12 protein-coding genes and 1 pseudogene are annotated in these 12,761 nt (G+C 70.6%); 7 read left to right on the top strand and 6 right to left on the bottom strand.

All coding sequences use genetic code 11. The features are described from left to right. Positions 1 to 22 precede the first annotated feature (22 nt). On the top strand, positions 23 to 304 hold the full coding sequence (locus tag FM051_RS11090) for an ATP-binding protein (protein ID WP_274383557.1): 282 nt from the start codon (positions 23 to 25) through the stop codon (positions 302 to 304). Next, entirely contained in the window at positions 294 to 638 is a 345-nt protein-coding gene (locus tag FM051_RS11085) for a hypothetical protein (RefSeq protein WP_158842849.1), read from the top strand. Before FM051_RS11090 ends, FM051_RS11085 begins: the two co-directional genes overlap by 11 nt. A 105-nt stretch (positions 639 to 743) precedes the next feature. On the opposite strand, the pseudogene FM051_RS11080 reads toward FM051_RS11085, so the two are convergent. Then, positions 744 to 1,226: pseudogene (locus FM051_RS11080) on the bottom strand (N-acetyltransferase family protein); the annotation flags it as partial. 285 nt (positions 1,227 to 1,511) lie between these two features. Continuing rightward, positions 1,512 to 4,250 carry an MBL fold metallo-hydrolase gene (locus FM051_RS51695; RefSeq protein ID WP_238412305.1) on the bottom strand — a complete coding sequence of 913 codons (2,739 nt, stop codon included), beginning with the start codon at positions 4,248 to 4,250 and terminating at the stop codon, positions 1,512 to 1,514. A gap of 53 nt (positions 4,251 to 4,303) precedes the next feature. Here FM051_RS51695 and FM051_RS11070 point away from each other — a divergent pair, with 53 nt between their 5' ends. Continuing rightward, entirely contained in the window at positions 4,304 to 4,762 is a 459-nt protein-coding gene (locus FM051_RS11070) for a MerR family transcriptional regulator (RefSeq protein ID WP_158842848.1), read from the top strand. A 119-nt stretch (positions 4,763 to 4,881) separates the two neighbouring features. On the opposite strand, the gene FM051_RS11065 is transcribed toward FM051_RS11070, so the two are convergent. Then, the gene (locus FM051_RS11065; RefSeq protein ID WP_158842847.1) at positions 4,882 to 6,024 is read right to left on the bottom strand and encodes an ABC transporter substrate-binding protein; all 1,143 of its coding nucleotides are present in this window, start codon (positions 6,022 to 6,024) and stop codon (positions 4,882 to 4,884) included. 236 nt (positions 6,025 to 6,260) lie between these two features. On the opposite strand from FM051_RS11065, the gene FM051_RS11060 reads away from it, so the two are divergent. Both FM051_RS11060 and FM051_RS11055 read left to right on the top strand, forming a co-directional pair. Next, positions 6,261 to 7,511 (top strand): sensor histidine kinase, encoded by a 1,251-nt coding sequence (locus tag FM051_RS11060; protein WP_158842846.1) that lies wholly within the window; start codon positions 6,261 to 6,263, stop codon positions 7,509 to 7,511. Beyond that, positions 7,508 to 8,155 (top strand): response regulator, encoded by a 648-nt coding sequence (locus FM051_RS11055; RefSeq protein WP_158842845.1) that lies wholly within the window; start codon positions 7,508 to 7,510, stop codon positions 8,153 to 8,155. Before FM051_RS11060 ends, FM051_RS11055 begins: the two co-directional genes overlap by 4 nt. A 260-nt stretch (positions 8,156 to 8,415) precedes the next feature. Here FM051_RS11055 and FM051_RS51690 read toward each other — a convergent pair whose 3' ends face one another. Continuing rightward, complete coding sequence (locus FM051_RS51690; RefSeq protein ID WP_238412304.1) at positions 8,416 to 8,640, bottom strand: hypothetical protein; 225 nt, start codon at positions 8,638 to 8,640, stop codon at positions 8,416 to 8,418. 27 nt (positions 8,641 to 8,667) lie between these two features. On the opposite strand from FM051_RS51690, the gene FM051_RS51685 reads away from it, so the two are divergent. Continuing rightward, positions 8,668 to 9,108 carry a cytochrome P450 gene (locus FM051_RS51685; protein ID WP_238412302.1) on the top strand — a complete coding sequence of 147 codons (441 nt, stop codon included), beginning with the start codon at positions 8,668 to 8,670 and terminating at the stop codon, positions 9,106 to 9,108. A 105-nt stretch (positions 9,109 to 9,213) separates the two neighbouring features. On the opposite strand, the gene FM051_RS11045 is transcribed toward FM051_RS51685, so the two are convergent. Then, positions 9,214 to 10,590, bottom strand: coding sequence for a nucleobase:cation symporter-2 family protein (locus FM051_RS11045; RefSeq protein WP_238412300.1), 1,377 nt, complete (start codon positions 10,588 to 10,590; stop codon positions 9,214 to 9,216). 396 nt (positions 10,591 to 10,986) lie between these two features. After that, the gene (locus tag FM051_RS11040; RefSeq protein ID WP_158842843.1) at positions 10,987 to 11,949 is read right to left on the bottom strand and encodes a helix-turn-helix transcriptional regulator; all 963 of its coding nucleotides are present in this window, start codon (positions 11,947 to 11,949) and stop codon (positions 10,987 to 10,989) included. A 117-nt stretch (positions 11,950 to 12,066) separates the two neighbouring features. Here FM051_RS11040 and FM051_RS11035 point away from each other — a divergent pair, with 117 nt between their 5' ends. Then, positions 12,067 to 12,753: an alpha/beta fold hydrolase gene (locus FM051_RS11035; RefSeq protein ID WP_158842842.1), complete on the top strand. Its 687-nt coding sequence runs from the start codon at positions 12,067 to 12,069 to the stop codon at positions 12,751 to 12,753. The last annotated feature ends 8 nt before the right edge of the window (positions 12,754 to 12,761 follow it).

Here is a 12,761-nt window from a genome sequence, read left to right as displayed (position 1 = left end):
ATCTATGCCGAGCTCGGCATAGATCGACGAACTCGGGTATCTCCCTCTGCCCGGCGACGGCGCCTCCGCGCTGTTCCAGGTGATCAACCAGCGCTACCTCAAGAGCTCCACGATCCTGACGACGAACGTCGGAATTGCCGACTGGGCAACAGCTTTCGGCGATGCCACCGTCGCCGCCGCGATGCTCGACAGGCTACTGCACCGCGCCACCGCCGTCGGCATCGACGGCCCCTCCTACCGACTCCGTTCCCACCAGTCCACTTCGGACAAGCTGCGCAAGGCGGTGAACGCGCATGTCTCCTGACCACGACAACACGATCTCCAAGATCTGCCCGATCTGCTGGGAAAGGTTCACCGCGACCGGACGCCAGGCCAAGCACAAGGCCTACTGCTCGCCCTCGTGCAAGCGGACCGCAGCCGCCCGGCGCGAGGTCGAGCGAACCTCCCACCCCGCACACCCGTCGACTCCCGCAGCAGCCCCGGCACCAACGGCACCGCTGCCGCAGACCGTCGCCCAACGTGACTGCCCGCACTGCGGCGGACCCGTCACCATCGTCGCCCTGCTCACCACACCCGAAGCAGCACGACCACAGATGCCCATCGCCGCACCCGACGGAGTCGTTCCACTCCGCCGCTGACAACAGTTAGGATCCCTCAACCACCTGGGGAAGTTGATCTAGCACTCCTGGGAAACGTCGATTAGCGCCATCACCACCGCCCTCAGCTTGGAGTGGTACGACGGCTCAGCAGACGGGGTCGACAGCGGCCGAGGCGAATTCCGCCCGGCGTTCGAGCATGACGGCGCCCCGCCACAAGCCGTGGTGCTGGGCGATGCGCTCGCGAAACCCCGACGGTACGGAAACCGGCGGCGTGGTGCAGGGTGATGCTGGCCCGATTCTCCGGGAAGATCCCGGTCTGGAGTGTCCACAGGCCACCCTCGTCGGAGGCGGTGACCTGCTTGTGCAGCAACAACTTCCCCACGCCGCAGCCATGGAAGTCCTCACCGACGTAGACGGAGGTCTTGGCGACACCGGCATAGCACTCGCGGGCCGAGACCGGGGTGGCGGCGGCCCAGCCGGCGACGCGGCCGTCGGCCCCGGCGACCCAGCGGTGCTCCGGGAGCCACTTGGCCTCCAGGGTGCGGCGGCTGGGGTCTCGGTCTCGAAGGTGGCGTTTCCGGTGGCGATGCCCTCGCCGTAGATGCGGCGCACGTCGGTCCAGTCGTCGTCGGGCGGATTGATCTACGGTCACCGACATGACCGAACCACCACACGGGTTCCCTCCTGAGTTCGACCAGCGATTCCTCAGACTCACCGCCGGAGCCGACACGGTGTTCTTCGGCCTGGACGTCCTACGTGGCCTGGTCAACGGCATCAACGACCATCGCCGCGAGCACGACACCGACAAGCCCTTCCGCACCCTGGGCCCGGCGCTGCTGGGAGCGTTCCTGTGGCTGGATGACGACGAGCTGCCCCAAGCCATCGCCGACTACCCGGCGGCCTGCGTCGTGGTCAGCAAGCAGCAGGCAGCCACCGGCAAACGGAGCGAAAAGCAGCGGATGACCGCCGTGCAAGGTACTCGACGGCGACGACGAGCCGAGTGGATTCCTCCGCCAGCCGATCCGCATGGCGCTGCTCGGTGCCCACCGATCCACCGGCCTCGGTGTTCTCGTCGGTGTTCTCGTTCCACTGCCACCTGGCGGTGCTGCGACGCGACAACATCTCATCGGCGAGCCTGGCGTCGAGCAGCACCGCATCCGCGGTCATGACGACGCCGAACAGGCCCAGCGCCAAGTCGCGCACCGCTGCGGGCAGAGTGTTCAGCACGACGATCGCGGTGGTGTCGAGCACCACGCCACTTCCGGCCGTCAATGTCGCTGTCGTCAGGCACACCATCTGTTCACGCCTGTCCGGGTGCGTGGCCGGCAGCACGCCCATGCCTCGTCCCAGCACTACCTCGCTGTAGCGCTGGGACGTCAACTGGGCCCAGGCACCGAGAGGCGCCCGGCCGAGTACGGCCTGGGTGAACGAATCGTGTATCGCGCGCCGCAGTTCCGGAGAGATACGGGCTCGGGTGTTCAACTCCTCCACAACGTGCTCGACGTCGATCCGGCGCAACCAGCGACTGGTGGGCCAGCGGCGGAAGAACTCCTCCGTGGTCTCACGCCACGCGTCGGCCATGTCGTCGGGCACCGGGGCGTCCAGGCGGGGCATCATCAGCAACGCGGTAAGGGCATGCGCAACCACCGTCTCGGAGTCGGAGAAACGGCGCGCCAACAGCAGACACCCGCGCAGCGTGTCCATCGGATCGCCGAACCAGCGATGCAGATCGATCCAGAGATGTGCCTCGCGAGGCCCAGCGGGATCCAGACCGTCACGGTGCTCCCGGTAGACCCGCCACGCCGTCGACGTCTCCGCTCTGCGGAACAGCAGGTCAATCAACGCCCACCGCGTCGGCACACTGTCGGGATCCGCGTTTACCACCGTCCGCAGCAGTTCGACCGCCTGTTCCAGTCGGCCGTCGTCGACGGCAATCTGCGCCGCGAGCCGCTGCGCGTCACGCACCCCGGCCCAGCCTGGCGGTGCCGCGGTCAGCAGAGCGGACAGCTCATGTTCGGCCTCCTGCGCGCGGCCTGCCTTGCGCAGCTCGGAAACCGCCTCCAAGCGCAGTTGCGGGTCGGAGAAGTCCTCGGCCGCCTGTCGAAGCACCTCGACCAGCGCGTCGACGTCACCGTCCTGGGTGTGGGCCCCGGCCAACATCGACGCCGCGCTGTAGGAGGTTCGCGCCAACACGCGCAGCGTGGCGATGCCCCGAGCCCTGTTACCGGTTTTCAGGTCTGCGGCGGCCCGGATCTCACGAGCGATCTCCGGTACCCGCTCCGCGAGTTCGTCCAGTCGTGGCAGGTCGACTTCCCCGGACCTGGCCAGGCCGAGTAGCGCCCTGGCCAGGTGCGCGTCCTCGGAAGCCAGCTCTGCGGCCTGCCGCCAATGCGGCACCGGATCCTCACCTCGCTGGTCCGCGATCACCGCTTTCATCGCCGCCACCAGGTGTGGCTCACCCATGTCGTCCACGGTGACGTCGTTCGGCGGGTCTCCCAGCCATGTCCTGGCCAGTACCACGTACTTGCGCACCTGCGGCGACGCCGCTTCGGCCGCTGTGGCTCCCTGCGGACCGGCCGTGCCGAGAGCCAGGACAGCCCGGAAGTCTCCTGCCGCCTCGGCCGCCTGACACGCCAAGGCCGCGGCGCCGACACTGTCGGCACGACAGAATCGCAGCTCGTCACGAGCCCGCACCGCCAATGCCAGCGCCTCGTTCAGATCCGCGTGGCGATGCACCGACTCCGCCCGCTCCACCCGCATGATCAAGTGATGCGCGTGGGCAAGCGCGACCGTCCCGACCCACACGGAGTCGAGCACCCTCCGGGACAGGTCGATCACCTCGTCGAGCGCCTCGCGCGACAGCAGCTCCTCGCCTCGACCGAACCCGACTTCGCGGACCGCCAGGGAGTAGTGGATGGCGGTCTCCAGCACATCGCGCGGCGACCAGGCGGCCAGCTCCACGCGCAACCGTGGCCAGTCCTCCGCCAGAAACGCCGCCAACACCCGAGCGAATGGCTCCGTCAGCGGATCCATCGCCTCCAAGTCGGCCATCAGTGCACGCCCCTGGTCAGGGCGTCCGTCGTCGAAATGGGCCAACGCGGCGCGCGCCAGCCAGAACTGCCTGCGCGGAGCCCCGTCCCTGGCCGCCGAGACGAACAACCTCGCCGCCAACTCCGCTCCGCCGTAGACAGCGGCCAACGTGGCGGCCGTCAACCGACACGCCACCGGAGCCGTCGCCAACCACGCGGGCGGGCGGAAGCTGGGCACCTCCGCCATCGCCGCGTCGAGTTCGGCGGCCAGGACGTGGACCGCGGCGTCCGGGAAGTCGGGCAGGCCACCGCAGTGGTCCACGTCGAGGTGGGTCACGATGACGTGCCGCACGTCGGCGGGCGAGTACCCGAGCCGGACGACCTGGCGCACGGCGGTCTCCTCCTCGGCCAGCACCGGCTGCGACATCCCGACCCAGGCGGCACCGAGGGTGGCGCCGGGATCGCGGACGTCGTCGAGACCGAGCCCGGTCTCGACCAGCACCAGCCCGTCCCGGTCGGTCTCGACCAGCAGGCAGTGGTTGACGGCGTGCGCGGGCGGCAGGCCTTCGTAGGTGGCCTCGATCCGGCGCACGGAACCGCAGTTGAGGTGATGGATCTTCATGGCCGCTACCCTGCGACTTGAAGCGTGGTTCAAGTCAAGGGAGGCGGCGGCGGATGCTGCTCGACATCGCCGAGGTGGCCGAGAAGTCCGGACTGGCACCGTCGGCGCTGCGGTTCTACGAGAAGCGGGACCTCATCGCCTCGACCGGGCGCAACGGCCTGCGCCGCACCTACCGGCCGGAGGTCCTGGACCGGCTCGCGCTCATCGCCTGTGCCCGCGGTGCCGGCTTCACGATCGCCGAGATCGCCGGGTTCCTGGCCGCGACGCCCAGGGACACCGGACTGCGGGCCCGGATGGCGGAAAAGGCCCGGGAGCTGGACGAGGACATCGCCCGGCTGATCCGGATGCGGAACAGCCTGCGCCACGCCTCGACGTGCCGGCACGAGCCGCTCGTGGAGTGCCCCGACTTCAAGCGCGAGTTCGAACCGTCCGGGACTCCTGCGGGGCCACCCGAATCCGCCGCCCAGGTCGGCGACAGGCGGTCGGCGTCGGCGGCCGGCGGCTCGTGGTGATCACGTGGTGATCACCGTGGTGCGCCGGGACCACGAGCCGCCGACGGCGGTGTCGAGCAGGGACGCGGGCGATGGCGACCCGGACGCGGCGTCACCCGCTGGTTGACGACCAGCGCGACCTACCGACCGGGGTGCAGCCCGAGCGAGCCGGGGGTGGGTGGGCCTTGGACCTCGCCGAAGTACAGCGCGAAGGTCTGCTTCCAGCGCTCGACCTCGGCGCGGTCGGCCATGAACTGCGGGAACCCGTCGAGGTTGGCGTTGGGGTACTGCCAGATCGGCTTGAGCCCCCCGGCGGGGGTGATGTCGGTGCGCACCGACCAGCCGTTGAACGAGTTCTGCTGCACGGCGGCGGAGAGCTGCCAGTTCCGGTAGAGCTTCGCCGCCGCGGGGTGGGCGGCACCGGCGAGGATCGCCGCGCGCTGACCCCAGGCCATGAACGGGTGGCCGTCGGCGGCGGCCCAGCGGGTCGGGGCGGTCGGCTGCGAGAGCAGCGAGCCGCCGCCGCCGATGCCGATCGCCTTCTGCTTGGTGTTGACCGCGACGCCCGGGGAGTGGCTGCCGCGGGCGAACTGGACGTCCTGCGCGGCGAGCTTCGCCACCCACTCCCAGCCGTACTTCTGCGCGTACAGCCGGTACAGGTACAGGACGGCGTCGTCGTCGTGCGGGTACGAGGACGCGATCATTCCCTTCCACCGCGGGTCGACCAGGTCGAGCGGTGTGGCAGGAACCGTGCCGCCGACGGCCGCGACGTCGTACATGTAGCTGAAGGCGATGACGGCGACCGCCGACCACGCGCCGTCCGGGTCCCTGAACGCCTTGTGCAGGGCCGAGAAGCCTGCCGGCTTGTACGGCAGCAGTACCCTCGCCTTCTTCCAACGGGTGAAGTCCTGCAGCGTTTGCAACTGCACCACGTCCGGGACCAGCGTGCCGGTCGCGAGCTGGTTGTCGATGCGGACGTCGTGGAACTTGCTGTAGTCGACGACCATCGTCAGCTTCATGTCGGGGAAGCGGGCCAGGAACGCCTGCTTGGTGCGGTCCTGCTGCGTCGGCGTGTCCCCGCCGGCGTACACGACGAGCTCGCCGCCCTCGCTCAGGGCGTCGGCGTACAACTCGTCGAGCGACTTCGTCTCCTCCGACACCGGCCCACCCACCGGAGACGCGGGCGCGCCGCCGGCGTTGGCGGCCGTCGATGTGCCGAGTGCCGCCGCGCCGAGTACCGCGCCGCCCGCACCGAGCATCCACCGCCTGCTGAATGTGGTCATCACCGTCCCTCTCTTGCCCGCCGAGCCGTGGCGTGGCTGAATGTTGTTGAAAGCTCTATGACCGACTCTGCCGCGTGCGAAGCGGTGCGGCGTCGTCAGGCGGGTTGAACCCTCGGGGCCGACGGTTGAACCTGGGTTCAACCGAACGGTTGACGGTGGGACCGTTGACGGGAGATTCGGACCATGATCGCCGTTTGTCGCAGGTCAGCGGCCGGCGTGGACAGAAGGGAGACGGCGTGAACGCCGACACCGAGGCCGACGACGACGGGTCCTCGACCGGCCGACGACGGCGCTTCGGTGCGGAGAGTGCCGGGTACCTGCTCCACGCCGTCTTCTTCGCCGTGGTCACCGGCACGGCCCTGCGCCTGCTCGACCTGAACGAGCCGAATTGTCCGTACATCATCTCGGTGAGTGCGGCGCTCGCCGGGGGCTACGCCGCCGGCCTGGTCTGGTGGGATCGGCTCGACCGGTGGCGTCCGTTGTGGATCGGCGGGCTGTTGGCGCCGTGGCTGGCGCTCGTCGTCCTGTCGCCGGCGTCGCTCCGGCCCGAGATCGCCTGGTGTGCGGTCCCCCTGGCCTGCCTCGCGGTGCGGGCGCTGACCGCCAAGGCATCCTCCGCCGCGCTGGTCGTGATCACCGCGGTGGTCGCGTTCGCCGCCGTGGCGGCCCCTTTCGACCCCATGCGCGTCATCGTGCCGGTGGGCGCCGTCTGGGCCGCCGCTCTGCTGTACCGCCGCCAGCAGCGGGACGCGGCCGTCCAGCAGCGCCTGCTCGACGAACTCCACCGCACCCGCGGCGCACTCGCCGCTCAGCAGCGCGAAGCCGGCGCCCTCGCCGAACGGGCCCGGATCGCGCGGGAACTGCACGACACCCTGACGCAGGAGCTCGCCGCCAGCCGGACCCTGCTCCAGGCCGCCGACCGGGACTGGCAGCAGTTCCCGGACCGGGCCCGGGACAGGATGCGGACCGTCACGCGGTACCTGGGCGACAACCTGGTCGAGGCGCGACGGATGATCGCCGACCTCACCCCGCCGGCGCTGGACGACGGCGACTTCACCGCCGCGCTGACCGATCTCTGCGCACGCGCGCAGGAGTCCGGCACGGCGGCCGAGGTCAGCTTCCACGCCGTCGGGAAGCACCGGCCGCTGCCGTCGCAGATGACGGCCGCACTGCTGCGGGTCGTCCAGGGCGCGCTGGCGAACGTCCGCGAACACGCCGACGCCGACCACGTGGTGGTCACGCTGCACCACGACCGCGACCACGTCGCCGTGGAGGTGCGTGACGACGGGACCGGCTTCACGCCGGGCCGGACGGTGGCCGAGCCTCAGCGCGGGTTCGGCCTGGCCGCCATGCGGCAACGGGTGCACGAGCACGGCGGCGCGCTGACCGTGGACAGCACGTCCGGCCGCGGCACGGTGCTCGCCGCCCGGATACCGTTGCCGGCCGCCACGCGGTTGTCGCGGGCCCGCCCGGCGACTGCGGGATGACCCCGCTGCGAATCCGCGTGCTCCTGGTCGACGACCACAGGATGTTCCGCGCCGGGGTCCGGGCGCTGCTCGAAGGCGAACCCGACCTGGAGGTCGTCGGCGAGACCGGCGACGGCGAGGGAGCGATCCGACTCACCGCCGAACTCCGCCCCGGCGTGGTGCTCATGGACCTGCGGTTGGCGGGCGAAGGCGGCGGCATGGACGGCGTGGAGGCCACTCGGCGAATCCTCACCACCACGCCCGGCGCCGCGGTCGTCGTGCTCACCAGCTACGGCACCGAGGCCGATGTGGTGCGGGCCATGACGGCGGGCGCCCGCGGCTACGTGCTCAAGGCCGGCGCACCGGACGAGCTGTTCCAAGCCGTGCGGACAGCCGCCGGCGGCGGCGTCGGCCTCGCACCGGACGCCGCCGCCCGCGTGGTCAGCCGGCTCACCAACCCGGAGCCCGTGCTCACCGAACGGGAGGTGGAGGTGATCCGGCTGGTAGCCCGAGGCCTGAGCAACCGCGCCATCGCCACGTCCCTCTTCCTCACCGAGGCCACCATCAAGACGCACCTCGTCCGGCTCTACCGCAAACTAGGCGCCGACAACCGCGTCGGCGCCGTCTCCGAGGCAGTCCGCCGCGGCCTGGTCGAACTCCACTGACGACCGCGGACGGCGCGTCGGGACGGTCAGGCCGGGGCCAGATCGCGGGCCACCTCGGCCGCCGCCACCAGCACGACGCTCCACCTCGGCCGGTCCACGCGCGGAAAGCACACCCGCGACACGGCGGCGTAGAGCGCGGCACGGTCCAGGGCGCCGCGACGCCGACTGCCGTCGGACCGCCATCCGCGACAAGATCCCCGACGACCGAACCACGACCACCCTGGTAGCAGGCCCGCGCCTTCGGTGGCGGGATGTCGGCGTCAGATGGGTTGAGCGGCTCGGATCACTCCGTGGATGGCGTGCTGGATGCGCTTCGCGGCGTGCTCGGGGTCGGGTTGGCCGGTGTCCAGCCAGGCGATGACGGCTTCCAGGGTGAGCGTGGGTATCAGTCGTGCCGCCCAGTCCTGCCAGGGGCCGTCCGGGATGGCGTCGGTGAGGTGGCGGTGGGTGATCTCGGTGGAAGCCACCCGGATCGTGTCGATCACGTCGCGGAACTCCGGCTCCCTGTGTTGTTGACCAATCCCGAGCAGTGGCAGGCGCTGCTGGACGATCCCGGCCTGGTCCCGAACGCGGTCGAGGAGATACTGCGCGCGCCGGGCAAGGGTGGCGGCGGGATTCCCCGCTACGCACGGGCGGATCTGGAGATCGACGGAGTCACCGTCCGGGCCGGGGAACTGGTGCTGCTGGACAACGGTGCGGCCAACCACGACCCGACCGTGTTCGCCGAGCCCGACCGGATCGACATCACCCGCTCGGCCACGGCGCATCTCGCGTTCGGGCACGGGGCCCGCTACTGCATCGGCGCGCCGCTGGCCCGCATCGAGTTGCAGGCGGTGTTCTCCCAGCTCGTGCCGCGGTTCCCGACGTTGCGTCTCGCGGTGCCCGTGGCGGAGTTGAAGATGCGCCGGGACGTGTTGACCGGCGGGTTGGCCGAACTCCCGGTGCGGTGGTGAGCGGCACGTCGTTCCGGACGCTCGCAGAAGCCCAGAGCGACCGTCCCCAGTGGACTTGCCGAGCGCCGCGGAGGGCGGGAGCACGAGTGCTCCCGCCCTCCGCGGTCAGGGTGTGTTCGCCGCCGGGGTGGCGGGGCTCTCGTCCACGACAGCGGGCTTCCGGCGACCGGGTGTGTGGTTGAACAGCAGGTTCAGCAGGAACGCGGTGAGGGTGGCGCTGGTGATGGCGCTGCCGCCGATGATCTGCACCCAGGTCGGGAAGGCGTGGTAGATGGTCGGCGCCGCGACCGGCAGCATGCCGACGCCGATCGAGACGGCCACGATCAGCAGGTTGTTGGTGCCCTCGAACTCCACCTTGCGCAGGGTGTTGATGCCGACGGCGGTGACGGTGGCGAACATGACCAGGCCGGCCGCGCCGACCACCGGACCGGGCAGCGAGGCGACGATCTCACCGAGCTTGGGCACGAGACCGAGCAGGACGAGGATGCCCCCGGCGACGGCGGCGACGTAACGGCTGCGCACCTTGGTCATGCCGACCAGACCGACGTTCTGCGCGAACACCGTGTCCACGAAGCCGTTCATGATCCCGCCGAAGATCCCGGAGACGCCGTCACCGGCCAGACCACGCGCCAGATCGGCCTTGGTCAGCGGGCGGCCGGTCATGTCGCCGACGGCGAGCATGTCGGCGGTCGACTCGGTGAACGTCACCAGCATCACCACGCACATCGAGATCACGGCCGCGAGCGGGAACTGCGGTGCGCCGAAGTGGAACGGCGCGGCGAGCCCCACCCAGTCGGCCTGCCCGACCGAGGAGAAGTCGGTCAGCCCCATCGGGATGGCGACCAGGGTCCCGGCCGCCAGTCCCAGCAGCACGCCGAGCTGGGACAGGAACCCGCTCGTGAAACGGCTGATGATGACGATCAGCAGCACGATGCCGCCCGCGAGCGCCAGGTGGCTCGGCGCCGCGTAGTCCTCCGCCGTGGGGTCCAGTCCCGCGATCAGGCCGGCGGCCACACCGATCAGCGAGAGCCCGATGACGGTGATGACCGAGCCGCTGACCAACGGCGGGAAGAACCGCACCGCCCGCGCGAAGGGAACCGCGACCAGCAGCCCGAACACACCGGCGGCGATCATGGAGCCGTAGACCGCCTGCATCCCGTACTCGCCCGCGATGAGGATCATCGGGGTCACGGCCGTGAAGGTCGCGCCCGCGACGACCGGCAACCGCACGCCGAGCACCTTGCCGATGCCGAGCGCCTGGAGCAGCGTGACCAGACCGGCCACCAGCAGGTCGGCGTTGATCAGCAGGCCGATGGTGGAGGTGTCCAGCTTGGCGACGGACCCGAACACCAGCGGGACGGCGACGCAGCCGGTGTACATGACCAGCACGTGCTGAAGACCGAGCAGGCCCAGCCGACCGGGCGGCAGGACCTGGTCGACCGGGCGCCGGCCGGATTCGGGCGGGGCAGGGGCCTGTGACACGGAGACCTCCGGAACGGAGCGGGAACGGGAACGGGCGAGTGGCCACGGGGCGGATCTTGTCGCGCGCGGACTCGACCGGCGATATCGGCCGGGCTCAGGAACAGTGGACTAACGGATGAGCGTCGAAGGACCACGAGCAGCGCACGGCATGCTCAGGCGCGCGCGCTCACACGGGTGCATCGCGCACCGTGGGCGACACGGCCGCGAGTCCACGCCGACTGGTGGACACGGCACCGGAGGTCGGCGAGACGGCCGCGTACGAGACTCGTCATGCCGCCTCCCCGTGTCCTGATTCCCGCGTTCTCGGGAGAGATTCGCGCATGGTCGTGACGCCGCAATGTCGCGGTAGTTACGAGTGCGGCGACGCCGACACGGCAGCGCCCCACCCGATCGCCATCAGGGTCGGTCCGGCAAGGCGGCGGCGAAACGTGCCGCGAGCGTCGCGACCGCGGCGCGGAGTTCCGGCCCGTCCTCGACGCGGAAGGGGAACGGCACGTTCGCCAGCCACTCCTGGGCATACATCGTCGGGTTGCTCGTGCTGCCGACGAGCACGCACCCGTCGTCCGATGCTTCGAGCCGTCCCATGGGAGGCCGGATCCACGGGGCCACGTCGGCCAGTGGAGCGAGGAACACAACGCGGGTGGGGAACTCCCACCCGGTGCCCAGGTTCTCCTCCAGCGCTGCCACCGGGTCGAGTCCGTGGGGCGGTTCGAATTGGTGCGCGGTCTGCTGGACCGCCCGGATCCGGTCGACCCGGTAGGTGCGGATCGCGGCCGCGCGGTGGGAGTGGCACAGGAGGTACCAGCGCCCGTGGCGGACGACGACCGACCAGGGGTCCACTTCGGCCTCCCACTCCTTGCCGGACTCGCTCCGGTACGTGATCAGCACGCGACGTCGGGCCGCGATGGACGCGACGAGTGCGCTGGTGGTGGCGGGGTCCGGCAGGGCCGAGTACCGGTCGGGCGCGGCCGACGCGTGCTCGCGCAGCGCGGCCGCTTGCCTGCCGACGCTCTCGGGCAGTGCCCGGATGACCTTGCTCAGGGCGGAACCGACCAGGTCGTCGACGTCGGTGGCGGCCGGCTGGCCGTCGAGCACCGCCATGACCAGGCCGAGTGCCTCGGACTGGGTGAAGACGACCGGGGGCAGCCGCGTCCCGCGTCCGAGCCGGTACCCACCATGGGGACCCCGGGCCGACTCGACGGGGATGCCCGCCTCCCGGAGGATGCCGACGTACCGACGCGCGGCCCGCTCCGTGACGCCCAACCCGGCGGCGAGTTCACCGGCCGTCGCGCCGGGGCGGTTCTGGAGGATCTCCATGGCGCGCAGGGCCCGTGCGGTGGGGCTGAGGTCGGTCGGCACCCGAGCAGATTAGGCGATCATCGGAATGAACCGGAAGGAGATCGTCCGGAACTGGTTCTAGCGTTGCAGCGTTCACCGGAACCCGATCCGACCTCACCGGAGAAAGAGAACCTGATCATGGACATCCTGCTCATCGCCGGCCTCTGGCTCGACGGGTCCGCCTGGGACGATGTCGTGCCCGCGCTCAAGGCACTCGGCCACCGCCCCGTGCCGCTCACCCTCCCCGGTCAGGGCGATGGATCCACGTCCGCCACTCTTGACGACCAGGTGACGGCGGTGCTCGCCGCCGTGGACTCGGCGCCCGGGAAACCCGTGGTCGTAGGGCATTCCGCCGCCGCCACCCTGGCTTGGCTGGCCGCCGACGCACGACCGGAGAAGGTGGCCAAAGTCGCCCTCATCGGCGGTTTCCCGGCCGCCGACGGCCGGCCCTACGCCGACTTCTTCGAGCCGGAGAACGGCGTCATGCCCTTCCCCGGCTGGGAGCCGTTCGAAGGACCGGACTCCGCTGACCTGGACGAAACGGCCAGGCGCAGCTTCGAGGCCGCCGCCGTCCCCGTCCCCGAAGGGGTGACCAAGGGCGTGGTGCGGCTGGCGGACGAACGCCGGTTCGACGTCCCGGTCGTGCTCGTGTGCCCCGAATTCTCCCCCGCCCAGGCTCAGGAGTGGATCGGCGCCGGTGACGTGCCCGAGCTGGCCAAGGCCAAGCACGTCGAGTTCATCGACATCGACTCCGGCCACTGGCCGATGGTCACCAAGCCGGCCGAACTCGCCCGAATCCTGGCCGCGGCGGCTGCGGACGCCTGACGTGCCGT

The organism is Saccharothrix deserti (genome assembly GCF_009769385.1).
GTDB classification, from domain to species: domain Bacteria; phylum Actinomycetota; class Actinomycetes; order Mycobacteriales; family Pseudonocardiaceae; genus Actinosynnema; species Actinosynnema deserti.
Note: the sequence above shows the minus strand (reverse complement) of the source record. Positions and strands in the feature narration are given on the sequence as shown.

What these genes read in the sequence shown, in the direction of transcription:
- FM051_RS11055 (WP_158842845.1), top strand. Translation starts at nt 7,508, where the DNA reads ATGACCCCGCTGCGAATCCGCGTGCTCCTGGTCGACGACCACAGGATG.
- FM051_RS11085 (WP_158842849.1), top strand. Translation starts at nt 294, where the DNA reads ATGTCTCCTGACCACGACAACACGATCTCCAAGATCTGCCCGATCTGC.
- FM051_RS11035 (WP_158842842.1), top strand. Translation starts at nt 12,067, where the DNA reads ATGGACATCCTGCTCATCGCCGGCCTCTGGCTCGACGGGTCCGCCTGG.
- FM051_RS51695 (WP_238412305.1), bottom strand. Translation starts at nt 4,250, where the DNA reads ATGAAGATCCATCACCTCAACTGCGGTTCCGTGCGCCGGATCGAGGCC.
- FM051_RS11070 (WP_158842848.1), top strand. Translation starts at nt 4,304, where the DNA reads ATGCTGCTCGACATCGCCGAGGTGGCCGAGAAGTCCGGACTGGCACCG.
- FM051_RS11065 (WP_158842847.1), bottom strand. Translation starts at nt 6,024, where the DNA reads ATGACCACATTCAGCAGGCGGTGGATGCTCGGTGCGGGCGGCGCGGTA.